The organism is Caulobacter sp. ErkDOM-C (genome assembly GCF_048541825.1).
In the GTDB taxonomy this organism is placed as follows: Bacteria; Pseudomonadota; Alphaproteobacteria; order Caulobacterales; family Caulobacteraceae; genus Caulobacter.
In genome coordinates this window covers 1,582,423-1,605,577 of the sequence record NZ_CP183332.1, presented here as the reverse complement: position 1 = coordinate 1,605,577, position 23,155 = coordinate 1,582,423, and the positions used below count along the sequence as shown (strand labels likewise).

Genomic DNA, 23,155 nt, shown 5'->3' with positions numbered 1-23,155 from the left:
CTCACTGGGCGGCCTCCAGGTATACGTCGGTGTACAGCTCGGACGGATCCGGCTCAGGGCTGGTGCGGGCAAACTCCGCGGCTTCGGCGACGATGCGCTTCACCTCGGCATCGATGCCCTTCAGATCGTCCTCAGTGACGCCGACCTTGGCCAGACGCTCCTTGATGTGATCGATCGGATCGCGGGTGTGCTTGACCTCGTCGACCTCTTCCTTGGTGCGGTACTTGGCCGGATCCGACATCGAGTGGCCACGATAGCGGTAGGTCTTCATCTCAAGGATGTACGGGCCCTGGCCGCTTCGCGCATGCTCGGTGGCGCGCGCGCCGGCCTCGCGCACGGCGACGATGTCCATGCCGTCGACTTCCTCGCCCGGAATTCGGAACGAGACGCCGCGCTTGTGGAAGGCGGTCTCCGACGCCGAACGTTCGACGCTGGTGCCCATGGCGTACTGGTTGTTCTCGATCACGTACACGACCGGCAGCTTCCACAGCTGGGCCATGTTGAAGCTCTCATAGACCTGGCCCTGGTTGGCCGCGCCGTCGCCGAAATAGGCGTAAGAGACGTTGCCATTGCCCTTGTAGTGATTGGCCAGCGCCAGACCCGTGCCCAGCGCGACCTGGGCGCCGACGATGCCGTGGCCGCCGTAGAAGCCGGTCTCGATGTCGAACATGTGCATCGAGCCGCCCTTGCCGCGCGACGACCCGCCTGCGCGACCGGTCAGCTCGGCCATGACTTCCCTGGGGTCCATGCCGGCAGCCAGCATGTGGCCGTGGTCACGGTAGCCCGTAATGATCTGGTCGCCCTTCTGCTGGATCGACTGCATGCCGACCGCGATGGCTTCCTGACCGATGTAGAGATGGCAGAACCCGCCGATCAGACCCATGCCGTAGAGCTGGCCCGCGCGCTCCTCGAAGCGGCGAATGAGCAGCATGTCCTGATAGAACTTCAGAAGCTCATCCTTGCCGACGAAAGCGTTGACACCGGTGTCACCCGCTTTACCCTCGGAAGCTTCACCCTTGCGCGTTCGCGCCATTCAACTCTCCTTGGCCAATCTTCATCGCGGCCTTCATCCCAGAGCACGTCCCGCCGAAGTCGTCGTCGGTTCCGCGAAGGAAGTGTTCCACATGTCACGCCCAGATGGCTTCCGGATCGGATGAGCCGGAGAACCATCGCCAGTCCGCGCCGTCGGCCGTGTTCCGAAAGCGCTAGCGCTTCGTGCGGATCACGTAGTCCCTCGGGTCGGCATATCCTAGGAGAGAACGTGCGCGTTCTTCCAGAAGATCGGCCGACAGACTGCCGCTGCGTAATAGACGAGCCCGAGCCTCCAGGTCCATCCTTTCAGCGTGGATCTTCTTGAGCTCCTTCGTCTTGGCCGCAAGATCTGCATTGCGTTGAGACGTCGACAATAGCCCGCGTTCGCCGGTCAGGGCGTGAAACACGAAGTAGAAGATCAGGAAAAGGATCGCCGCGGTCGGCAGGATCGGTTGCAGTCGGGCGAACATTTGAGAATCCCGGGAGGGGATTCTCAGGGTCTCAGATCGTGCTTAACGCCTTCTGAATAAGGGCTGACGAAGTGCGTCTGCGTTCCGAGAACCGCCGCCGCCCGATGCTTTCATTTGAGATCGTTTCACCGGCATCTAGATACCGCACCGCAGCGCTCGTTTCGCACTCGCGAAGACAGCAATTCCGCTGCTGGCGCACTGCCGGGAGGGGCTTATAGAAAAAATGAGAGCGTCTGGTCCGGCGCCGCTACAGCCGACGGCGCGCTGACCACGTGCGCCCGAGAATCGCCGTCTTTGGCCGGCGGGCTGATCACTCGCTCGAACGCGATCATCTTCAAAACGCTCTGAGAGGGAGGAGACCGCTGGATAGCCTATGGCGGCGCGCCATCGACCCAGAAGGTTCGGGCCAAGGGACAGGTACCGGAGGCGACTCGGTGGGCGATCCCGCCTGTCGCGCCATCACGGGCTATGGCGTCAAGAAAAAGGGCGCAGCTCCTGTCCGAAGCCGCGCCCTCCTGAAGTTCACGCTTTAGGGGCGATCAACGACCCTTGAGCGCCGATCGACCCGCATAGACAGCCTGATCGTCCAGCATCTGCTCGATGCGCAGCAGTTGATTGTACTTGGCCAGCCGGTCCGAACGGGCCAGCGAACCGGTCTTGATCTGCCCGCAGTTCAGCGCGACCGCGAGGTCGGCGATGGTCGAGTCCTCGGTCTCGCCCGAGCGGTGGCTCATCACGCTGGTGTAGCCGGCGCGGTGAGCCAGATCGACGGCGTCGATGGTTTCCGACAGCGTGCCGATCTGATTGACCTTTACCAGGATCGAATTGGCCAGGCCCTTGTCCAGGCCCATCTGGAGGCGCTTGGGGTTCGTCACGAACAGGTCGTCGCCGACCAGCTGAACCTTCTTGCCCAAGGCTTCGGTCAGCAGCTTCCAGCCCTCGAAATCGTCTTCGGACATGCCGTCCTCGATCGACAGGATCGGGAACTTGGCGGCCAGGCCCGCCAGATAGTCGACCATTCCGGCGGGATCCAGGCTCTTGCCCTCGCCTTCCAGCTCGTACTTGCCGTTCTTGAAGAACTCGGTGGCGGCGACGTCCAGACCCAGGACGAAATCGTCGCCAGCCTTGTAGCCGGCCGCCTCACCCGCCTTGACGATGAACGCCAGGGCGTCTTCAGCCGAACCCAGGTTGGGCGCGAAGCCGCCTTCGTCGCCCACATTGGTGTTGTGGCCAGCGTCCTTCAAAGCCTTCTTCAGGCCATGGAAGATCTCGGCGCCCATGCGCAGGGCTTCGCTGAAGCTGGCCGCGCCGGTCGGCAGGATCATGAATTCCTGGATGTCGATCGGATTATCGGCGTGGGCGCCGCCGTTGATGATGTTCATCATCGGCAGCGGCAGCACGCGCGAGTTGACGCCGCCGACGTACTTGTAGAGCGGCAAACCAGCGGACTCGGCGGCGGCCTTGGCGGCCGCCAGCGAGACGCCCAAAATGGCGTTGGCGCCGAGACGGGCCTTGTTCGGGGTGCCGTCCAGATCGATCAGGAGATTGTCGAGCCGGCGCTGGTCTTCGGCGTCAACGCCGGAAAGCGCGTCGAAGATCTCGCCGTTCACCGCGTCAACGGCTTGCAGGACGCCCTTGCCCAGATAGCGGCTCTTGTCGCCATCGCGCTTCTCGACCGCTTCGTGAGCACCGGTGGAGGCGCCCGAGGGCACGGCGGCGCGGCCAAAGGCACCGTCTTCCAGGATCACGTCGACCTCAACCGTCGGGTTGCCCCGGCTATCGAGAATTTCGCGGGCGATGATGTCGACGATCTCGGTCATGGCAGCTCCTCAAGGCGAAAGGCGCGGGAGCCTTAGCCGCGACCGCGCTGCGGCGCAACTTGACTTCCCTCGGGATGACGACTGATCGTCGGTCACAACAGGAGTACGCCATGCTGACCGTCGAGAAGAGCGGCCCGATCGCCGTTGTCACCCTGAACCGGCCAGAGGCCATGAACGCGCTGTCCAAGGCCATGCGGGCCATGCTGCATACCGTCATGTTCGAACTGGACGCCGACCCCGCGATCAGTGTGGTCGTGCTGACCGGCGCCGGCGAGAAGGCCTTTACCGCCGGGCTGGATCTCAAGGAGCTGGGCAGCGACCCAAGGGCGATGAGTGCGGCTAATGACCAGGGCGCGGAAACCAATCCGGTCAAAGCGATCGAGTTATGCCGCAAGCCGGTCATTGGCGCGATCAATGGGGTCGCCATCACCGGCGGCTTCGAACTGGCGCTGGCCTGCGATGTGCTGATCGCATCGGAGAACGCCCGCTTCGCCGACACCCATGCCCGGGTCGGGATCATGCCCGGCTGGGGGTTGTCGCAAAAGCTGTCGCGCCTGATCGGGGTCTATCGCGCCAAGGAGCTTTCACTGACTGGCAATTTCATCGATGCCGCGACTGCGGCGGAATGGGGCCTGGTCAATCGTGTGGTTTCGGCCGCCGAGCTGATGCCGACCGCGCTCAAGCTTGCCGCCGACATGGCGTCGATCCCGGTAGAGACCCTGTCATTCTACAAGAGCCTGATCGATGACGGCTTTGACCGCTCATTCCGCAAGGGCCTCGAGATCGAGCATGAGCGTTCCAGCGCTCACAATCGCAAAGTCACGCCTGCGGCGGTGGAGGCCCGGCGCGCCCAGATCCAGGCCCGTGGACGCAGCCAGTAGGATCAGGCGCTGAGGATGCGGGGCGGCGTCACACCGCCGATGCGGAACAACACGCGCCCCGCGCCGAAATCGAGCTCGACCCGTGAAAACAGTTGCAGGATATCGACGCCCAGCAGCAAGGCCGGCCGATCGTTGAGCCTCCAGACATCGAAGATGTGGAGGTCGGCGAAGGCCATGGGCACATTGGTCATGCGCAGATCGCCCAGCGTCAGGGATGGCGCGATGCGGTACTCGCCGACGGAGATCTCACCAGACGCCGTCAACAACCGGGCTGACCTCACATCGTCCTGACGGCGCCGTCGGGTGGCAATGGCGCGCGACAGGGCCATATTGCCGATGCTGACCCCGCCACCAGAGTCGATGAAAGCCAGGGCCTTGGCCCCAGCGACCCGGCAGTCGGCGACCGTAAGGCGGCCAAAGCGATCATCCGCCATGACCGAGACCTCGCGGGGCAACCGGACGAGGTCGAAGGGCGAGCGGCTGCGACGAATCTCCAGCTTCCGCTTGCGGAAGTCCATGATCACGTTGCGACCTTCCAGGATATCGATGCCCAGCAGGCCATCGGCGCCGACGCGTTCAAGCGGAAGGATGGGAAGGTTGACGCTGGAGAGCCGCGTATCGCCGACAACAAGTTCGCCAACCTGGGCGGTATGCGTGATCTGCGCGCCGCCAACCCCGTGAACCAGCACATTGGGGCCCTGGGCCAGGCCCAGTCGATCGGCCAGCGGCGCGGAGAGAACACTGCGATCCGCACCGCTATCGACGACGAAATCGAACGGCCCCTGGCCATTGACCCTCACCGGGACGGTCAGGCGATCGTCGAGGTCGAGAGAGGCGTCGAGGATCAGGACAGGTTCAGGCGGCAGCGTGAGCGCCGGCGCAGGCTGCTCAGCCAGAGCGCCTTGAGGCAAAAACGACAGCGCCAGTCCCGCCGCTAGAATTCGGCGTGTGAGCATGGGCAGACCTCCCGTGGCCCACCCAGAATAACACCGTTTTTTGTACAGCCGTGACGAAAAACGCCGCCGGGGCGAACCCTGGCGGCGTCTTTAGATTCACAACCGTGAAGGAAAGACCTTAGTCTTCCTTGGGAGTGAGGATTTGCTTGCCGTTGTACAGACCCGTCTTCAGGTCGACGTGGTGCGGACGACGCAGTTCGCCCGAGTCCTTGTCTTCCACAAAGGAGTTGGCGCCCAAGGCGTGGTGCGACCGGCGCATGTTCCGGCGAGAAGGCGAAGTTTTTCTTTTGGGAACGGCCATCGAAGTGACTCTGCGCGCTGAGCGTGAAAATTAGAGACGGCGACTCGGGATAACCCAAGCCGCCGTGTGAGCGCGCGCTTATGCCTGAATCTCTCCAGACATGCAACACGCCTGTTCAGACCAGTCTGCCCTGCTCTTTCGCGGCCGCGATAAAGCTGGCGAACAACGGGTGCGGAGCAAAAGGACGGCTCTTCAGTTCCGGGTGGAACTGGACGCCGATGAACCACGGATGGTCCTCGCGCTCGACGATTTCGGGCAGCACGCCGTCAGGCGAACGACCGGTCAGCTTCAGGCCGGACTCCTCCATCCGGTGGCTGTAGCCGATATTGACCTCGTAGCGGTGCCTGTGGCGCTCGCTGATGGCCGTGTCGCCATAGATCTGGGCAACCTTGCTCCCGGGCGTCAAAACGGCGTCGAACGCTCCCAGGCGCATGGTGCCGCCCAGGTCGTCGCCAGAGCGTCGCTGGACGGTCTCGTTGCCCTTGATCCACTCGGTCATGATCCCGACGACAGGACGATCGGTGGGGCCAAATTCACTGGAAGAGGCGTCCTTGATGCCGGCCACGTTCCGCAGGGTCTCGATGACCGCCATCTGCATGCCAAAACAGATGCCAAAATATGGAACCTTGCGTTCGCGTGCGAACTGGGCGGCGCGGATTTTGCCCTCCGCCCCCCGCTCACCGAAGCCACCCGGCACCATGATGGCGTGGGCGTTCTCCAGGCGAGCCGCAGCCGCGCCGGGATCGCCCTCGAAGGTCTCGCTCTCGACCCAGTCGAGATTGACCTTCACCCTGTTGGCCAGGCCGCCATGATGCAGCGCCTCGATGAGCGACTTATAGGCGTCTTTCAGGACGGTATATTTGCCGACTACAGCGATGGTCACTTCGCCGTCGGGGTGATTGACGGTATCCTCGATCGCTTCCCAGCGGCTCAGGTCCGGCTTGGGCGCGTCTTGCAGGCCGAAGACGTCCAGCACCTCTGCATCGAGCCCCTCGTGGTGGTAGTCGATCGGCACAGAATAGATCGACGAGCTATCCATCGCCTGGATCACGGCGCTGGGCCGCACATTGCAGAACTGCGCGATCTTGCGCTTTTCCTCGACCGGAATTTCCTGCTCGCAACGGCACAGCAGGATGTCGGGCTGGATGCCGATCGAGCGCAGCTCCTTGACCGAGTGCTGGGTCGGCTTGGTCTTCATTTCGCCGGCCGTCTTGATGAACGGCAGCAGGGTCAGGTGGACATAACAGCTCTGGCCACGCGGCAGATCCTGTCTCAGCTGGCGGATGGCTTCGAAGAACGGCAGGCCCTCGATATCGCCGACCGTGCCGCCGATCTCGACCAGCACGAAATCGACCGGCTTTTCGCCGGTCTCGTCCATGGCCGGCGACAGGACGAACTGTTTGATCTCGTTGGTGACGTGCGGGATCACCTGGACGGTCGCGCCCAGATAGTCGCCGCGCCGCTCCTTCTCGATGATCGTCTTGTAGATCTGGCCGGTAGTGATGTTGTCGGCCTTGGTCGCCGAAACGCCGGTGAAGCGCTCGTAATGGCCAAGGTCGAGGTCCGTCTCGGCGCCGTCGTCGGTCACGAAGACCTCGCCGTGCTGATACGGGCTCATCGTGCCGGGATCGACGTTGAGATAAGGGTCGAGCTTACGAAGGCGGACCTTGTAGCCACGAGCCTGGAGAAGCGCTCCGAGCGCTGCGGAGGCGAGGCCTTTTCCAAGCGAGGAAACCACGCCGCCGGTGATGAAGATGTACCGGGTCATGGGCGCTCAGATTACTCGCGATTCGGCGATCGCGTCGAAAAGACCGACGTTCATCAACAGCTTTCGCTGCAAACGCTTACTGGGCCGGGGTTTGGGCAGGCGCCGGAACCGGCGCGGAGGGCTGCGCGGGAGCCGTTTGCGAGGTCAGGGGCTGGTTGATGCTGGGGGTCGGGGCCTGGATGGCGCCCGGCTGTGCGGTCCCGGGGGCCTGGCCGACGGGAGCCGGCGGCGTGATCGGCGCGTTCAGCGTCTTGGTATCGAGATTGTCGATGTTCAACCGATCCACGGCCGAGGCGCCGCCCATTCGGCCGGTCAGGATGGTCAGGACCAGGCTGATCACCAGGAAAATGGAGAACAGGATCCAGGTGATCCTGGTCAGCAGGTCGCCCGCGCCGCGCGCCGTCATGAAGCCGGTGTTGCCGCCGCCCATGCCCAGGGCGCCCCCTTCCGAACGCTGCAGCAGAACCACGCCGATCAGGCCGAGGCAGACGACGATGTTGATGGCGAGCAGGATGCCGATGAGCATGAGTAAACTGATCTCGATCCGGGCGACGGGACGTTCCGCCGTGAAAAACGAAGCGGCCCCTCTACCACTAGCGGCGCGCTCACGCCATAGCTGGGAAGGACGCCCGCCAACTCAAGACCTCAGCGCGAAGCCAAAACCCTAAATGATCCTTGAAACCGAGCGACTGACCCTGGCGCCCCTGACCTCGTCGGATGCGCCGCACGTCTATCCGTTCCTCAGCGATCCCGAGGTCATGGCCCACTGGGATCAGGCGCCGATCGATGACCCTGAAGAGGTCGAGGCCTGCGTTATCGCCCAGGTGGCCGAGATGAACGATGGCAAGGCCCACTACTGGGCGGTCCGCCAATCCCAAACCGGAGAGTTCCTCGGCTATTGCGAACTGATTGATATCGATGAACGCCATCATCGCGCCGAGCTGCGCTTCATCGTCGCCCGCGAGGGCTGGGGCCAAGGCTATGGCCTGGAGGCCGTTAGCGCATTACTGGCCCACGCGGCTTCGATCGGCCTCAAGCGCCTGATCGCCCGAACCCATGTGGGAGACACCCGCGCCGAGCGTCTTCTGGAGCGGCTGGGCTTCGAGCCCGAAGGCTATCTGAAGGGCCATATTCATCGCGATGGCGAGCGGCGTGACTGCAGGCTGTTTGGATTGCTGCTCTAGGTGACAAGCACGCAGCGTCGGCGCCAAGGTCCAGACCGAAACCTCGAGAACAGAATTCTACTGCGCGCGCTTTAGCGTAAATCGAGATTTTAAGCGGCTCGAGCCCTGGCGATTGCTGAACGAACGCTCGAAAGTTTCGAAATCCTGCTCCAGCCTCCACTGCGCCGTCGCCTTGACGCTTTGGGCCAGGAACGCGTCACAAACCTCTCCGGCCTCAGCGCAGGCCTGAACGCGAACACCCTTCGCGATCCAGAAGCTGGCGCCGGGCAGGAACGCGTACTCCAGGCTGTCGCGGGCTATGCCCTTGAGATCCCTGTAGCGCAGGCCATGCTCAGTGGCGGCCCGCAGGTATTCGTTGGTCATGTCGATGCGCGAGACCCCTTCGTCGTCGGTCGACAGCACCACAGGCACCCCGGCCTTGCGATAGAGGGCGATCGGGTGATCGGCGCCCTTTACGCCCAGGATGACGTCGTTGCTGGTCAGGTTGATCTCTACCGCCACGCGATCACGGGCCATGCGCGCCAGGAGCCCCTCAGCGTCGTCCTCATAGGCAATATCCACCCCATGGCCAATCCGCTTGGCGCCCGCGACCTCGACGGCTTCGCGGATGTGGAAGGTGAGGTCGCGTGGCGAGACCAGGCCCAAGGTCAGTTCGCCAGCGTGCAGAGACAGCGGCACCTTGGGATAGCGGGCGGCTAGGAACCTGAACATCCGCATATGCAGCGAATAGTCGGCCAGCGAGATCGGGTCGTCCTCGGGATTGACGATATTGACCCCTACGAAGCGAGGGTCGGCCTCGACAAGGACGAAAGCCGCCAGCATCTGGGCAAAGACAAAGCCCGGCGGCTGAGCCCGCTCGACGAAAGGCTGAAAGCCAAGCATCACGCCGCATGGCCCCACCTTGGCGGCAACGCCCGGTGCGCAGCCCTGGCGCCGGTCGGCATCGGCGAGCGCGGCGTCCATCTCACGCCCAACCTCTGCCACCATGGGCGCAAGTCCGGGCGCAAGTCGCGCAAAAGCGCCCTCGAAATCGCCGTTCCAATCGGCCTGCCCCGCGACGGCAAAGGCCCGCATGGTGTTTGGATTGGCCGAGCTTTCGACATAGCTGACACGATCACCGGCGGCATAGTCGCGGGTCACTGTGATCATCGGCCCCATATTGCGTACGGCCGACGCAGCGAACCTGCCAAAGGTCGAAAAGAACTGATCATGGCCGGAAGCCGTCGCCCCATCAGCGCCGGGCGCATAGTTGCGCATCGACAAGGCGTCTATCGCCCGGTTGTAGAGGGTCGGATCGCGCCGCCCCAGATCCTTGGCCGAAGTCCTTCCTGGACCGTCGCAGGGCCCCGTCACGATCTCCGGTTTCGCGCCGGTGGTCAGGCACTGGCCATCAGCGGCGGCCCAGGCCAGGAAGTCCTCGGCATAGGGCGCGCCCCACAAATGGTTGTGCAGGTCGCCGCCCTTGGGCATGTTTTTCAGGAACAGGCGCAGTTGCACGCGATCGTGGGCAACGACGTCAAATCGCGCGGCCGCCTTGGCTTCGATTGACGACGAGGGCGCGGCCCAGGTGGCCGTCGCGGCCAGAAGCCCATTGACCAAGACCACACTCAACAGGGCCCCAAATCGCGCCTTGTCCGCCCTCATCGTCCACGCTCCTAAGCTTCACATCCTTCCCACTGTGATTTGCCCCGACTGGCAAACACACATTCATGCCGGGGACGCCAAATGGCGCGACGGCGGCCAATGAGCGACCAGGCTGATCGTCGCTTGCTCGGCGAATTCGGTTGTAGGCAGCGCCGATCGGACGCCTCAGGGCTGAGTTTGTCCTTGATCCTAGCGGGCTTGAGGCAGGATGCGTTTTGCCGGCGTCTCGCCCGCGGTGATCCTCGCCGCGATGTCATCCAAGACCGGGCCCAGATCGGCTACGCTGTCGACCACATAGTGCGCTCCAGATCTTTCGAGCGCCTGCGCAGCGGCGGCGATGCGCCTATCGCGCTCACCCTGCGAAAGCGCTGCGAGCGCCTCTCGCGAAAGGCCCACTCCATTGCCGGAAGCCGATAGACCCACCACCCAGGCTCCGGCGGCGAGTCCTTCGTCAATGCCCACTGTGGCGTCATCGATCTTGACGCATGCACCGGCCGGCCAGGCGCCCAAGTCGACCAGAGCCTTCCACATCATCAAAGGCGACGGGCGCCCTTCCCTCGTCTCACCGGCGCAAACGACGACGTCGGGCGAGTAGCCCTGTTCGGCGGCCAATGGCAGAATGTCGGCCATCATGGCTCGGGTGTAGCCCGTGCATGAGCCGATCCTGACGCCATCTGATCTTAGCCGCGCGCTCAACTCGGCTGCGCCGGGAATAAGCAGCGCCGCATCACGGGCCGCCGCTCGCATCATCGGCTCCACAGCGTCGTGCAGGCGCGAAACATCGGCCTCGGTCGCAGGGACGCCGTGCGCCTCCCGCCAGCACCCGGCGATGCGCGGCATGGCGAGCAAGGCGCGAATATGATCGCGCTTCGCCTTGCCCATATCGATCCGGGCCTCGGCGTCGGTGATCTCCACGGCATTGTCGCCAAACACCTGGATCAGCGCCACAACCGGCGCCCGACACCCAAAGTCGATCACGGTCCCGGCCCAGTCGAAGACAACCGCCTTGATAGCGTTCAGCGTCATGTCAGGTCTCCGGCTTCAAGGTCGTAGAGGTCGGCGACGACATCCTGGGCCAGGGCAAACGCCGTGGAGGCCCCCGTTCCGCTCGTGACCGTCACCAGACGGACGCCGCTCATCGGCGCCTCCACCAGACTGTGGCTGTGCGCAGACGCATAGGTCCCCGTCCAACGCTCGACGACCGGCGGCGCGACCTGACCAAACACATCGGCGAACTCATCGAGGATCAGTTGGTCGACGTGCTCGTGGCTGAAGGGGTCTGGCGTCGCCGCATAATGGTGGCTGTCGCCAACCACCAGCGAGCCATCGGCGCTTTGAACCACGATCAGATGGATGCCATGCGCCAGGTGCTCGGGTTGTTCCGCCTGGAGCCGCTCCAACAGCGCTCCAGCCTGGGGCAGAGCCGAATAGCCCAGATAACGCACCAGGCTGAGGTCGGACATCACCGGCGACGGCAACCGCCACCCGGGATCGGCCAGCCGAAGCATCTGCAGCTTGCAGCGTGTGACCGCCGCCTTGGCGAAAGCGCCCGGAAACAGCGTGCTGAGATCGTCGCCCGGACAGACCACGATAGACTCGGCGAGAATGTCGCCGGCTCCCGTCTCCAATCGTCCCGTCTCAACGCCGTACACTGCCACTCCGCGCAGAAAGGTCACGCCGTGAGCGGCCTCAAGCCAATGGGCCAGCCGCGGAATGGCCTCGCGGGACTCGATGCGAAGATCCCTTGTGCTGCTCAAGGCTCCCTGCCCGTTCGCGCTGGCTGGGAGCCGGCCGTCAAACCGACCGGCTCCCAGCCAGTCGCAGCCTTCCGCCATCTCGGTCTCAAGGAAGGCCTGCAGGACCGCCTTGGCCTCAGGGCGTCGAGCGAGAACGGTCAGGCCGCGCTGAACAATCGGGATACCGGCGGCGGCGGCCACCTCGTCCCAAACGGCGCTGGACCTCCGCGCGCGCGACCAGACTTCGCCCCGCGCCTGGCCCGTGACCGTCACAAAGCCGAAATTGCGCACCGACGCACCGTTCGCCTGGGCGTCGCGGTCGACGATGACCACGCGCTTGCCCAGCCGGACGGCCGCAAGGGCGTGAGCCAGCCCCACGATGCCCGCGCCGACCACGGCCAGATCAAATTTTTCCTGCCGCATGGTTACCTTTTGCCTCCACAGGGACGCCCCGGATCGCGAGCGAACGACCCAGCCAGATTAGGTGCTGCCGACGCGATCTTCGCTGCCCGGAGCTGGTGCAGAACCAGCCGCACTGCGCCAGAAGCATCGCTAAAACAATGACAACGCCAGAATCTGCTCACTTTTTGGTATAGACCAAATGCGCTACTATTTCGACGAATTTTTCGTGAAGCTCCCGCTATGGCTCTGTGGGTTCGCCGAGGGTCTGATCCAGTTGCTTGACCACATGCGCCCTGGTTCTCATCCTCCTATCCAACAGGATTCGAGCGACGGCCCGACTAGGTCATGCCGCAGCGGAAGACGGTTCATTTTCTCGCAGGCGCGGCGATGCTGGAGGTAAAGCTGGGCTCTGTACGCTCAGCCCTCGCGCCCACGAGCCAAGACGCCTTAAGAACAATGCCGACACAGCCCCGCTCCAAAGGCGGACGTCACCGAACCGCCACGAAATTGGTATAGACCAAATTCCATATCGGGGGATTTTCCATGACAATTTTGCCACGCTGGCTTGAGCGCGCGCACCCGTTCGCCTTCACGCTTTTCGCCGGTCTGGCCGGATTCTGCGCCTACTTCTCGATGTACGCCTTCCGGAAGCCGTTCGCAGCCGCGACGTTCGGGGCCGTGGATGGATGGGCATTCGTCCTGGACTACAAGATCGCCTTGGTGCTGGCCCAGGTCGCCGGATATGCGATCTCAAAGATGATCGGGATCAAGGTCATCTCCGAGATCTCGCCAGCCCGGCGGGGACAGGCGATCCTGGCGTTGATCGGTCTGTCCTGGCTGGCCTTGGTCCTGTTTGCGGTCACGCCTGCGCCCTGGAACGTCGGAGCCCTGTTTCTGAACGGCCTGCCGCTCGGCATGATCTGGGGCCTGGTGTTTGGCTACATGGAGGGCCGGCGGACGTCGGAGGTTCTGGGCGCGATCCTGTGCGCCAGCTTTATCCTGTCCTCTGGCGTTGTGAAGTCGGTCGGCAAATGGCTGATGGTCGAGCACCACCTCACGCCCTTCTGGATGCCCGCCGCCACCGGCGTGCTCTTCATGCCGCTTCTGGCAGTATCGGTCTGGGCCCTGACCCAGCTCCCCCCGCCCAGCGCCGACGATGAGGCTGCGCGCGTACGACGGCAGCCGATGGACAAGGTCCAGCGTCGGGCCTTCATGGCCGCGTATGGCCCCGGCGTGGTGTTGCTGGTTCTGGCCTATATTCTGCTAACCGCGTTCCGCGATTTCCGCGACAACTTCGCCGCCGAGATCTGGAGCGCCATGGGCTTTGGCGGGGCCTCGAGCGTCTTCACCGCCAGCGAATTGCCCGTCGCGGCCATCGCCCTGGTGGTCATGGCCGCCGTGATCGTGGTTCGCGACAATCTCCGGGCGTTGCTGGTCATGCACGCGGTGATTCTGGCCGGCTTCGTGCTGCTGGGCGGCTCCACCCTGGCTTTCCAGGCCCACCTGCTGTCGCCGCTGACCTGGATGATCCTGACGGGCGCCGGCCTCTACATGGCCTATACGCCGTTCAACGCGATGCTGTTCGATCGGATGATCGCCTTCAGCGGCCAGGTCGGCACTGCCGGCTTCCTGATCTATCTGGCCGACGCGTCGGGCTATCTGGGAAGCGTCGCCCTGCTGGTCTGGCGCAATTTCGCGATGGTCGATCTGGACTGGCTGCGGTTCTTCACCGCCAGCGCCTATGCCACCAGTATCGTCGGCATCGTCTGCACTGCCGCTGCAGCGGTGTTCTTCAAGGTCACGGCCGCCGGCTCTCGTGATCAACGGGCCCGATCGTAGAAGGCGTCGTCCCGGGTCAACTGAGGGTCGCCTGACCAGAAGCACGGCCGGAACACCGACAGCTTCCATGCCGGAGGATGTGCCGGCCATTGCGCTGACGCTGGCGCCGGACTGAGAGCCTATGTGACGGAGCGCTACGAAAGCGCGTCACCGCGCTTGGGTATCGGTCCGCAGGCGCGGCTCACCGGACGGTGATGAAGACAGGGTTGGCGTAGAACCAGAGGTCGGACCAGGGGTCTTCTCCCGGCGGATCCGGTTGCGGCTCGACCTCAGAACCGTTCGTGCCCCTCACCCGAACATAGCTGGATCGCTGAACGTCCTTCAGCACATAGGTCATGGAGAGAACCTCACGCTCCTGCGCCCACGCGCCGGGCGAGAAGCTGCGGATGACCCGGGTGGTCGGGTTTGAATCCCGGCCACGATCCGCCGTTGGTCCCTGGACGTCGCCCTGGATGAGGTCGATCCGCGAGACATCGGGCGAATAGCCGCCGAAATTCTTGCCCGCCGGGTCGCGTACGCGGATGATGATCGTCACGTCGCTGCCGGGGTCAACCTCCAGCCGTCCGCCGATCTCGGCCCGTCGAGCGCCCTCAGCCGTCGTGGCGGTCACCTCCACCTCGGAGACCAGGTCTCCCAGGGTCACGAAAACCCGGCCATGGCGCAGGCCGTCCAGGACGTCGTCATAGGTGTGCTCGGCCTTGACGTAGGTCTTGGAGTATTCGCCGGGCCAGAAGTCGCTGCCGCCGTCGGTGTAGTGTCGGTGGGAGTCCGAGGTGGAGGTGATCCACCAGCGACGCCCCTCGCCCAGCATGGAGTCCCAAAAGCCCCCCAGCCGCGCCGTCATCTGGTCGAAGCCGCCCATGGTTGGCGCTCGCGAATAGCCACCCCGATCACCCTTGGGATCGATGGCGCCATCAGGCTTCAGGCTGGTGGCCTGGTGTCCGGGCGCGCCTTCCATGCCGACTGCGACCTCGGGCGCCGTATCGTTCCAGGCGCGCAGTTCAGACGGCGAGACCAGGCCATAGCGGCCGACTTCGCTAGCAGAGCGGGACGGATGGTTGGCGATGACGAGCGGTGGCTGAGGCAGCGTCTGCATGTGGCGCAGAGCCTCCAGCATGAACGCCTCCTCGTCGCGGGTGGGATCTGCCGGCCAGGGTTCACGCCGGTTGTACCGGCTCTCTATCCCGAACAGCACGTCGCGTTCCGAAGCGGACCGGGGAACAATGAGGCTGGAATGCTCGGCTGCAGGGGTGTCGAGTTCCATGCCCCAGAACTGCAGCAGTTCAGGGGTCATGCGCCGGGCGCGGAGCAGTTCGGGATAGGCTTCGTCCCGGTTCAGCTTCGAATGGTTGGGCCCGCCATGGTCGGTCGCGACCATCCAGGACAGGCCGTGCCGGGCGGCCATGCTGGCATTGGTCGTGATGGGGTTACTGGCGTCGCCGGCCTTGATCAGCTCTGGCGGCAGCGAAGGATTGGACGCCGGCTTGACCCCAACGCTGAACCAGCTGTGGACGTGGTGGTCGCCAGCCAGCCACCGTCGTTTCTGGGGATCCACAGGTCGGTGTGAATGCGCCTTGGGCGCCACCGGTCGGACGGCGTGGCCGGGATGGGCTTGCAACGGAGATTGCGGCGTTGCGATCAGGCCAAGAAGGAAAGGGACGACCTTCAAGGCCCGGGCGCGCGGACCACCTTGGACAGGCAGAACAGGTTTTTGCATGGGCTCGCCTTAGCGATGAATTGCAACACTTGCATCGCAGGCGCAGAACGGGCCGCGCGCGAACACCACGTGTCGAAAGCGGCCCTCTTGGAACGACGAACTCCTAGATGACCACGCGCAGGCCGTCGAATGCGGGCTCTACGCCGGCGGGTAGTTTCGACGACAACTGATTGAAGTCCAGATCAATATGAAGGTTCGTCAGGATCGCGCGGCGCGGCTTGGCGCGGGCAATCCATTCGAGGGCCCGATCGACATGGGCGTGGGTCGGATGCGGCGTCCAGCGCAGGGCGTCGACGATCCACACATCCAGATCTGCCAAGGCGGGCCAACTCTCCTCGGGAATGGCCACCACATCGGGCGTGTAGGCCACGCCGCCGAACCGGAAGCCGACAGATCGGATATTGCCGTGGTCGAGGTCAAAGCTCTGGACCGGAATCTGACCGCTCGGTCCGTCCAAGCTCCAGGCTATGCCATGTGCCGGCAATGGTCTGGGCTCGCATATGGCCGGATATCCGCCCTGCGTTTCAAACACATACTCGAAGCGACGGGTCAGCCCGGCATGCGTGGCTTCATCCATATAGGTCGGGATCTTCCGACGTTGATTGAGGAAGAACGGCCTCAGATCGTCGATCCCGTGCGCCTGGTCGGCATGGTCGTGGGTAAAGAGTGCGGCGTCCATGCGCCGAGCGCCGGCCGCGACGGCCTGGAGACGAAAATCAGGCGATGTATCGACGACGACGGTCGTCTCGGACAGCGGGCCGCCTTCCCCCTTCCGACGGACAAGGAGCGAGCAGCGCGTTCGCAAATTGCGCGGATCGGCCGGATCGCAATCGCCCCAATCACCGTCGGCTCGCGGTACGCCGCCCGAGGAGCCTGAACCCAAAATCGTGAATTCCAGCTGGCCCGTCATGGTCGCGGTATCGTGTCGAACAGCGCGAAGAAGGCGTCCTCCGTGCGCGCTTCGGTCTCGGCGCGCGTCCAGCCGCGAATATCGCCAAGTTTGTCAACGATATGCGGCAGATAGGCTGGCTCATTGCGACGGCCGCGCATCGGCACGGGCGCGAGATAGGGGCAGTCGGTCTCAACGATGATCCGGTCAGCGGGCATGTCGCGAATGATCGCCCTGACCTCCTCGGCCGCCTTGAACGTGGCGATGCCGGAGACGGAAAACCAGGCGCCCAGGGCCGCCGCCCGAGCGGCCAGTTCGGGACCGCTGGTGTAGCAGTGCATCAGCAGCTTGAACGCACCCCGCGCATGCTCCTCTTCGAGGATCTGCGCCATGGTTTCGTCGGCTTCGCGGGTGTGCACGACCAGCGGCAGGCCCGTCTGGCGCGCGGCGGCGGCGTGGGTGCGAAACACCTGGGCCTGCACATCGCGGGGCGAGAAATCGTAGTGGAAATCGAGGCCGCATTCACCAATGCCGATGACGCGCGGCCGGCTGGCCAGCGAGACCAGGGCCTCGACCGAGAGGTCAGGGTTTTCCTTGGCTTCGTGCGGATGGGTGCCGACCGTGCACCAGATGTCGGGCTCGGCCATGGCGATGGCGTGGACCGCCTCGAACGACGAAACCTTGTCGCAGATGGTGACCATCAGGCCGATCCCGGCGTCGCGGGCGCGGGCGATCACCGCGTCGCGGTCTTCGTCATACTGGTGGGCGTGGAGATTGACGTGGCTGTCGATGAGCATGCGGCTCACATCGCCGTCCTGGCCGCTGCGCGCAAGTCCGAGATGGCGCTCCAGAAGACATCGGCGCGATCCAGGTTGATAGCCTCGGCTTCCCCGGGCCAGCGCGACAGGCGCTCCCAGACAGCAGCCCAACGATCCAGAGCGGGCGAAGACCCGGTCGTCGCCAGGCGCGTGGTCATGGCGTGAACCTGATCGGCCAGGCGTTCGAATAGCAGCTCGAAGCGCGCCGCGCCCTCGCCGCCACGAAAGGTGTCGGCCATGGCCAGCAAGGCGCCTTCGTCAATGGCGGGCAGGCCCCGCAGAATCTCGCTGGCGGCGTCGTCCATGGCCAGAGCGCCGCAAGAGGCCAGTTGCAGCGCCCTGCCCGGCGCGCCATGCGCCATGCGAGCCAGACGCTCGGCGTCGCGATGCGCCAGCCCCGCCCGCTGCTCGACCATGCTCGTCGCCGCCTCCACGCCGGGTGCGGGCACGACAAGTCGGCGGCAGCGCGAGCGGATCGTCGGCAACAGCTTTCCGGGCGCGTGGCTGACCAAAAGGATGACACCCCGCGCGGGCGGCTCCTCCAGCGTCTTGAGCACCGCATTGGCGGCGTTGACGTTCAGATCGTCGGCAGCATCGATGATCGCCACGCGATAGGGCGAGATCGCCGGAGAATTGGCGAAGAACTCGGGCAAGCGCCGCGCCTCGTCGACCGGGATGGACTTGCGCGCCTTGCCGTCGTCGGTGGCGCGCTCAAGAACCATAAGATCGGGATGGGAGCGGGCGGCGACCTGGCGGCTGACCACATCAGAGGGGGCCGCGCCGAGCAGGCCCTGGGAAGGGTCGGGCTGCGCGCCCAGCAGGCGCCGGGCCATGCGATAGGCCAGGGTCGCCTTGCCGACCCCCTCGGGGCCCACCAGCAGCCAGGCGTGATGCAGGCGGCCGCGCGCCAGAGCGTCAAGGAACGAGGCCTCGGCCGCGCCGAGACCGTCCAGACCATAGACATCGCGAGGATGCGGCGGCGCGTCCATTTCAGAGATCCAGTCGGGTCGAAACCACGTCCCACACTGACTCGAACACCATGTCAGGCGTGCCGTTGGCGTCGATCACGGCGCAGCGCTCCGGCTCCTTCTGGGCGATCGCCAGAAATCCGGCCCGCAGACGCTCATGAAAATCCAGGCCCTTGGACTCAAATCGCGCCGCGCCGCCGCGTGACGCCGCACGATCGAGGCCAATCGTGGCGGGAATATCAAAGATCAGGGTCAGATCAGGGATGGAGCCGGCCAGGACGTGATCCTCGAGCGCGGCGATCAGGGAAGCCGGGGCGTCGCCGCCAGCGCCCTGATAGGCGCGAGTGGAGTCGGCGAAGCGGTCGCACAGCACCATCGCCCCGCGATCCAGGGCCGGGCGGATCACCCGCTCCAGATGGTCCCGGCGGGCAGCGTACATAAGAAGGGTTTCTGTCACGGGCGACCAGCGGTCGGCGTCGCCGTTCACCAACAGGTCGCGGATCGTCTCGGCGCCAGGACTGCCGCCCGGTTCCCGAGTCAGCACGACGTCAAAGCCTGCCGCCGTCAGGCGGTCGGCCAAGCGACGGATCTGGGTCGACTTTCCAGCCCCCTCCCCGCCTTCAAAACTGATGAATGATCCGCGCACCACGCGCTTCAATTCGGCCGGATCGCGTCGATTGTCCAGTGGCCTCTCGACACCCGATCAGGGACGCAGGACGGTGGCTCCGGAATAGCCTAGCGCCACCACGCGATCACGTAGCGACCAGGCCTGGAGCTCATCCTCACCGGCCGAAACGGTGACGCGATACAGCGTGCCGCCGGAGCGCTCCACCGGTTCGATTGTCGCCCGTCCTGCGGTCTTGAGTTGCGCCACGGCGCGCTCGGCGTTCTCGCGGCTGGAAAAGGATCCGGCCTGGACCTTGAAGGCGCTCTGCCGCGCGGGAATGATCTGGGTCGGGACCGGGGGCGGCTCTGCGGGCCACACCGGCTCAGCATCCTGCCTTGGCGGCTCCCGGCGCGGCGGAGGTGGAGGCGGCGCGGGCGCCTGGGCATACTGGCGCCCATCAAATGACGATTTCGGCGCTGGGCCTACATAGCGCACCCGCACCCGGGCCACACCCTGACGACGATAGCCAAGCTGATCGGCGGCGGCGCGCGACAGGTCGATAACGCGATCACCCACGAACGGGCCGCGATCATTGACACGCAGCACCATCCTGCGGCCGTTATCGAGATTGGTCACCTCGACCAGGCTGGGCAACGGCAAGGTCTTGTGCGCCGCCGAGACGGCGTCCATGTCGAAGATCTCGCCGTTGGCCGTCCGGCGGTTATGGAACTGCTCGCCGTACCAGGAGCCAATACCCTTGACGTCATAGTCAGGGTCGGCCTGGGGATAATACCATATCCCCTTGATCTGATAGGGCTTCTCGGTTCCTCTCAAGGGCTTTCCGGATGGCGACACCATGGGTCCGCGCGGCGAAGACGACACGTGCCTGTTGCTGTCGATCCTGGTGTCCAGGCGCGGCTTTGGCGTGGAACAGGCGGCCAGGCTAGCGGCCGCCATAGCCACCAGGCCGGCGCTCCTCAGGACGCGCCAAAGATGCTGATCCACAACCATGCTGACGTCTTTCCGACGCGGGCGAGCCCTTCCGAACTTTCAGCATGCATCAGTTGTTTTGCAGTCTGGTTAAGGCGGGGGCGCGCTGATATAGCCGCCGCTCCGGACAGATGGCCGAGTGGTTTAAGGCAGCGGTCTTGAAAACCGCCGTAGGTGAAAGTCTACCGTGGGTTCGAATCCCACTCTGTCCGCCACACCCTCCCCGCCGCGCTGGACCCGCAGGATCTGGCGCGGCGGAAGTCCAGGATTCCAATGTCTACAGCTCGCACCGCGTTCTACGGCCTGGCCGATCACGATCTGGCGCCTGTCGCCGCAGACGCGATCCAGGTCTCTCCCATGGTGATCGGAGCAACGGATCTGGCTTCGATCCCGGATCAATCACTGGACGCTTTCGCGATTCGCGCGCCGGCTGGCGTGGTCGAGCGTCGGTTCGTTCTTGCCCATGCGCTGCGGACCCTGGCCATCGAAGGCCGCTTGACGGCGTTCGGGCCCAAGGATCGCGGCGGACAGCGACTGAAGAAAGAGCTTGAAGCCTTTGGTTGCGTGGTCGGCGAAAGCTCCAAGAAACATAATCGCATCTGTGTCGCCCTTCGCCCTGCCGAACCTGTCGGGCTGGAAGCCGCCGCCGAGGCGGGAGCGCCGCGCCGCGCCTCCGACGACCTGTGGACGCAGCCAGGCGTCTTCAGTTGGGACCGGCTGGATCCCGGCACCGATCTGCTCTTGAAAACCTTGCCGCCACTTTCCGGCGTCGGCGCCGATTTCGGTTGCGGCATCGGCTGGCTGGCGCGCGGCGTTCTGGCCTCGCCGAAGGTCACCAAGCTGACGCTGATCGATCTGGACCGCCGGGCCATCGACGCGGCCTGCCGCAATATCGAAGACCCGCGTGCGGAGTTCGTCTGGGACGATGTCCGTCAGGCCGCCACATCGTTGGACAAGCTCGACTTCGTCGTCACCAATCCGCCGTTCCATGAAACCGGCGGCGAGGATCGCTCACTGGGGCAGGCTTTCATCAAGAAAGCCGCCGCCAGCCTGCGCAAAGGCGGCGACCTCTGGCTGGTGGCCAATCGCCACCTTCCCTATGAAGCGATCCTGAACGAGCATTTCGCCAAGGTCCGGCTGGCCGGCGAGACCAACGGCTACAAGGTCTACGAGGCCCGCAAGTGACCAAGGTCCTGATGGCGCGGCTGGACAGGCTGCTGGCCAATCTGGGCTATGGCAGCCGCAAGGACGTCCAAGCGCTGATCTCCAGCGGCAAGGTCGTGCTGGACGGAAAGATTCTGAAGGACGTCGGGACCAAGGTCGCCGTCACCCCTGATCTCCCGGAACGCATGACCATCCGGGGGGCGCCGGTCGATCCGCCCGCGCCACTGGTGCTGCTGATGCACAAGCCGCTGGGCGTGGTCTGCTCGCACAAGGAAGACGGGGAGCGCATCTATGACCTGCTTCCCCGTCGCTGGCGCATTCGGGATCCGGGCCTCTCAACCGTGGGACGGCTCGACAAGGACACTTCCGGCCTGATCCTGATCACGGATGATGGCGACTATCTGCATCGGGTGATCTCGCCCAAACGTCATGTGCCCAAGACCTATCTGGCGACGCTCGACCGCCCCTTGAGCGGCGCGGAAGGCGCGCTGTTCGCTGCAGGCGAACTGATGCTGGAAGGCGAGGAGAAGCCTCTACTACCGGCGGATCTGGTCGTGATCGATCCTCATCATGCCCGCCTGACCATCACCGAAGGCCGATATCATCAGGTGCGGCGCATGTTCGCAGCCACTGGAAACCACGTTCTCGAGCTTCACAGAGAGCGCATCGGTGGCCTGGTCCTGCCCGGCGATCTCGAGCCTGGACAACATCGAATCCTGACGGCCGCCGAGGCTGAAAAGGTCTTTGGAGATGAGTGATCCAATCCTCGTCGACGCCCGGGGCCATCGTTGCCCCGTGCCGACCCTGCGCTTGAGACGGGCTCTGGAAGCCGCGCCGGCGGGCGGTCAGGTGCGATTGATCGCCGATGACCCACTGGCGCGTATCGACGTTCCCCACTTCGCCGCCAGCATCGGCGCAAAGGTTGTCGCGATCACCGACGAAGACGCCGGCGCGGTCAGTTTTCTGGTGCTGAAGGCGTCTTGAGCGTTACGCCTCGCGGTCCCTCAACAAGGGCGCGGGGACGTTCATCCAGAGCGATCTCTACCTCGGTGGCCAGGGCGCCGCCCAGGAAGATGGCGTTCACGCTCCACGACAGCCAGATCAGGAAGATGATCACCGCCGAGATTGAGCCGTAGGTGGCGCCCAGCTGGGCGACCTTGTCGACATAGAAGGCGCTAGCGGAGGACATGAACAGGCACAGGACCGCTGCGGCGACGCCGCCGGCTGTCGAAGCCCGCCAGGCTACCGGCGCGCGCGACATGGCGTAGCGGTAGATCAGGGTCATGCCAATCACGACGCCAAGGCTTGCCCAGGTCCACTCGCTCTGGATCCAGGGGACGCCTTCCAGCGGACGCAGATGCAACGCGCTGCCAAGCACCCTGAAAATCAGAAAAATGCCGGACATCACAAACAACAGACCAAAGGCCGCGATCAGCACAAACAGGGCCATCAGATTGAAGCCAACGAAGCCACGCTGGTCTTCTTCATCGTGAATGAACGAAAGGCCGGCCAACAACGCCTTGAACCCGCGATGGGCGGCATAGGCGCCGATGACCAGCACGACAGCGCTTTGGGCTGAAACGGCCTGTTCGGGCGCATGCGCGATGCGGGTGAGTTCGCTCTCGAACATCGCGCGCGCACCCGACGGCATCAGTTCGGCGAGGTTTTCCGCCTGGGCGGCGGCCTGTTGCGGTGTCAGCAGCAGGCTGTAGAGGCCGATGAGAATCGCCAGGCCGGGAAACACCGCCAGCAGGGCGAAGAACGACACGCCGCCTACGTACAGCATCACATCGCGACCCCAGATCCGAGCCAGGGCAAGGCCCAGAACGCGCAGGACCTCGCGGACCCAGTGAATCGGGTCCAGATCCAGGTCGCGCCATCGGATGGGTTGGGGGTCTTGCATCGGCCGGAACCTGCCCGCGCTCTTCTCCCGGCGCAACCCCGCTGCCGAAACGACAAAGACGCGCCG

Annotated in this window: 23 protein-coding genes and 1 tRNA gene; 7 read left to right on the top strand and 17 right to left on the bottom strand. The window is 64.5% G+C overall.

Annotation, left to right across the window (positions count from 1 at the left end):
• Position 1: 1 nt before the first annotated feature.
• From pdhA to eno, 3 genes are all read right to left on the bottom strand, one after another.
• Complete coding sequence (gene pdhA, locus ACN2C8_RS07895; protein ID WP_419255282.1) at positions 2 to 1,033, bottom strand: pyruvate dehydrogenase (acetyl-transferring) E1 component subunit alpha; 1,032 nt, start codon at positions 1,031 to 1,033, stop codon at positions 2 to 4.
• Positions 1,034 to 1,205: 172 nt separating this feature from the next.
• The gene (locus ACN2C8_RS07890; RefSeq protein ID WP_419255281.1) at positions 1,206 to 1,502 is read right to left on the bottom strand and encodes an FtsB family cell division protein; all 297 of its coding nucleotides are present in this window, start codon (positions 1,500 to 1,502) and stop codon (positions 1,206 to 1,208) included.
• A gap of 539 nt (positions 1,503 to 2,041) precedes the next feature.
• Positions 2,042 to 3,322 carry a phosphopyruvate hydratase gene (gene eno / locus ACN2C8_RS07885; RefSeq protein ID WP_419255280.1) on the bottom strand — a complete coding sequence of 427 codons (1,281 nt, stop codon included), beginning with the start codon at positions 3,320 to 3,322 and terminating at the stop codon, positions 2,042 to 2,044.
• Between the two features lie 110 nt (positions 3,323 to 3,432).
• Between eno and ACN2C8_RS07880 the strand changes: the two genes are divergently transcribed.
• Complete coding sequence (locus tag ACN2C8_RS07880) at positions 3,433 to 4,203, top strand: enoyl-CoA hydratase (protein WP_419255279.1); 771 nt, start codon at positions 3,433 to 3,435, stop codon at positions 4,201 to 4,203.
• A gap of 2 nt (positions 4,204 to 4,205) precedes the next feature.
• Here ACN2C8_RS07880 and ACN2C8_RS07875 read toward each other — a convergent pair whose 3' ends face one another.
• The 4 genes from ACN2C8_RS07875 to secG form a co-directional block, all read right to left on the bottom strand.
• Positions 4,206 to 5,159 (bottom strand): retroviral-like aspartic protease family protein, encoded by a 954-nt coding sequence (locus ACN2C8_RS07875; protein ID WP_419255278.1) that lies wholly within the window; start codon positions 5,157 to 5,159, stop codon positions 4,206 to 4,208.
• Between the two features lie 118 nt (positions 5,160 to 5,277).
• Positions 5,278 to 5,460, bottom strand: a complete 183-nt coding sequence (gene rpmF / locus ACN2C8_RS07870) for a 50S ribosomal protein L32 (RefSeq protein ID WP_007671126.1) — start codon at positions 5,458 to 5,460, stop codon at positions 5,278 to 5,280.
• A gap of 115 nt (positions 5,461 to 5,575) precedes the next feature.
• Positions 5,576 to 7,228 carry a CTP synthase gene (locus tag ACN2C8_RS07865; RefSeq protein ID WP_419255277.1) on the bottom strand — a complete coding sequence of 551 codons (1,653 nt, stop codon included), beginning with the start codon at positions 7,226 to 7,228 and terminating at the stop codon, positions 5,576 to 5,578.
• A gap of 76 nt (positions 7,229 to 7,304) precedes the next feature.
• On the bottom strand, positions 7,305 to 7,754 hold the full coding sequence (gene secG, locus ACN2C8_RS07860; RefSeq protein WP_419255276.1) for a preprotein translocase subunit SecG: 450 nt from the start codon (positions 7,752 to 7,754) through the stop codon (positions 7,305 to 7,307).
• Between the two features lie 142 nt (positions 7,755 to 7,896).
• Between secG and ACN2C8_RS07855 the strand changes: the two genes are divergently transcribed.
• Positions 7,897 to 8,412 carry a GNAT family N-acetyltransferase gene (locus ACN2C8_RS07855; protein ID WP_419255275.1) on the top strand — a complete coding sequence of 172 codons (516 nt, stop codon included), beginning with the start codon at positions 7,897 to 7,899 and terminating at the stop codon, positions 8,410 to 8,412.
• A gap of 57 nt (positions 8,413 to 8,469) precedes the next feature.
• Here the strand turns inward: ACN2C8_RS07855 and ACN2C8_RS07850 are convergent, their stop codons facing one another.
• The 3 genes from ACN2C8_RS07850 to ACN2C8_RS07840 all read right to left on the bottom strand — a co-directional run bounded on the left by ACN2C8_RS07850 (position 8,470) and on the right by ACN2C8_RS07840 (position 12,215).
• Entirely contained in the window at positions 8,470 to 10,056 is a 1,587-nt protein-coding gene (locus ACN2C8_RS07850; protein ID WP_419255274.1) for an adenosine deaminase family protein, read from the bottom strand.
• A gap of 189 nt (positions 10,057 to 10,245) precedes the next feature.
• The gene (gene phnX / locus ACN2C8_RS07845) at positions 10,246 to 11,082 is read right to left on the bottom strand and encodes a phosphonoacetaldehyde hydrolase (RefSeq protein ID WP_419255273.1); all 837 of its coding nucleotides are present in this window, start codon (positions 11,080 to 11,082) and stop codon (positions 10,246 to 10,248) included.
• On the bottom strand, positions 11,079 to 12,215 hold the full coding sequence (locus ACN2C8_RS07840; protein ID WP_419255271.1) for a TIGR03364 family FAD-dependent oxidoreductase: 1,137 nt from the start codon (positions 12,213 to 12,215) through the stop codon (positions 11,079 to 11,081). The genes phnX and ACN2C8_RS07840 overlap by 4 nt, the downstream gene beginning before the upstream one ends.
• A 522-nt stretch (positions 12,216 to 12,737) precedes the next feature.
• On the opposite strand from ACN2C8_RS07840, the gene ACN2C8_RS07835 reads away from it, so the two are divergent.
• Positions 12,738 to 14,033 (top strand): DUF5690 family protein, encoded by a 1,296-nt coding sequence (locus ACN2C8_RS07835; protein WP_419255270.1) that lies wholly within the window; start codon positions 12,738 to 12,740, stop codon positions 14,031 to 14,033.
• Between the two features lie 181 nt (positions 14,034 to 14,214).
• Here the strand turns inward: ACN2C8_RS07835 and ACN2C8_RS07830 are convergent, their stop codons facing one another.
• From ACN2C8_RS07830 to ACN2C8_RS07805, 6 genes are all read right to left on the bottom strand, one after another.
• Positions 14,215 to 15,702 (bottom strand): phosphoesterase, encoded by a 1,488-nt coding sequence (locus ACN2C8_RS07830; protein ID WP_419255844.1) that lies wholly within the window; start codon positions 15,700 to 15,702, stop codon positions 14,215 to 14,217.
• A 151-nt stretch (positions 15,703 to 15,853) separates the two neighbouring features.
• Complete coding sequence (locus tag ACN2C8_RS07825; RefSeq protein ID WP_419255269.1) at positions 15,854 to 16,660, bottom strand: MBL fold metallo-hydrolase; 807 nt, start codon at positions 16,658 to 16,660, stop codon at positions 15,854 to 15,856.
• Positions 16,657 to 17,445, bottom strand: coding sequence for a TatD family hydrolase (locus ACN2C8_RS07820; protein WP_419255268.1), 789 nt, complete (start codon positions 17,443 to 17,445; stop codon positions 16,657 to 16,659). The genes ACN2C8_RS07825 and ACN2C8_RS07820 overlap by 4 nt, the downstream gene beginning before the upstream one ends.
• A complete protein-coding gene (locus ACN2C8_RS07815; RefSeq protein WP_419255267.1) occupies positions 17,442 to 18,446 on the bottom strand; it encodes a DNA polymerase III subunit delta' in 1,005 nt (334 codons plus the stop codon). The genes ACN2C8_RS07820 and ACN2C8_RS07815 overlap by 4 nt, the downstream gene beginning before the upstream one ends.
• A gap of 1 nt (position 18,447) precedes the next feature.
• The gene (gene tmk / locus ACN2C8_RS07810; protein ID WP_419255266.1) at positions 18,448 to 19,074 is read right to left on the bottom strand and encodes a dTMP kinase; all 627 of its coding nucleotides are present in this window, start codon (positions 19,072 to 19,074) and stop codon (positions 18,448 to 18,450) included.
• A gap of 54 nt (positions 19,075 to 19,128) precedes the next feature.
• Positions 19,129 to 19,989, bottom strand: a complete 861-nt coding sequence (locus ACN2C8_RS07805) for a septal ring lytic transglycosylase RlpA family protein (RefSeq protein ID WP_419255843.1) — start codon at positions 19,987 to 19,989, stop codon at positions 19,129 to 19,131.
• Between the two features lie 158 nt (positions 19,990 to 20,147).
• Here ACN2C8_RS07805 and ACN2C8_RS07800 point away from each other — a divergent pair.
• The 4 genes from ACN2C8_RS07800 (at position 20,148) to ACN2C8_RS07785 (ending at position 22,170) form a co-directional block, all read left to right on the top strand.
• Positions 20,148 to 20,237, top strand: a tRNA-Ser gene (locus ACN2C8_RS07800).
• 58 nt (positions 20,238 to 20,295) lie between these two features.
• Entirely contained in the window at positions 20,296 to 21,207 is a 912-nt protein-coding gene (locus tag ACN2C8_RS07795) for a class I SAM-dependent methyltransferase (RefSeq protein ID WP_419255265.1), read from the top strand.
• Complete coding sequence (locus tag ACN2C8_RS07790; protein WP_419255264.1) at positions 21,204 to 21,944, top strand: pseudouridine synthase; 741 nt, start codon at positions 21,204 to 21,206, stop codon at positions 21,942 to 21,944. The genes ACN2C8_RS07795 and ACN2C8_RS07790 overlap by 4 nt, the downstream gene beginning before the upstream one ends.
• The gene (locus tag ACN2C8_RS07785; RefSeq protein ID WP_419255263.1) at positions 21,937 to 22,170 is read left to right on the top strand and encodes a sulfurtransferase TusA family protein; all 234 of its coding nucleotides are present in this window, start codon (positions 21,937 to 21,939) and stop codon (positions 22,168 to 22,170) included. Before ACN2C8_RS07790 ends, ACN2C8_RS07785 begins: the two co-directional genes overlap by 8 nt.
• Here ACN2C8_RS07785 and ACN2C8_RS07780 read toward each other — a convergent pair.
• Entirely contained in the window at positions 22,142 to 23,089 is a 948-nt protein-coding gene (locus ACN2C8_RS07780; RefSeq protein WP_419255262.1) for a YihY/virulence factor BrkB family protein, read from the bottom strand. The genes ACN2C8_RS07785 and ACN2C8_RS07780 overlap by 29 nt on opposite strands.
• Positions 23,090 to 23,155: the final 66 nt, after the last annotated feature.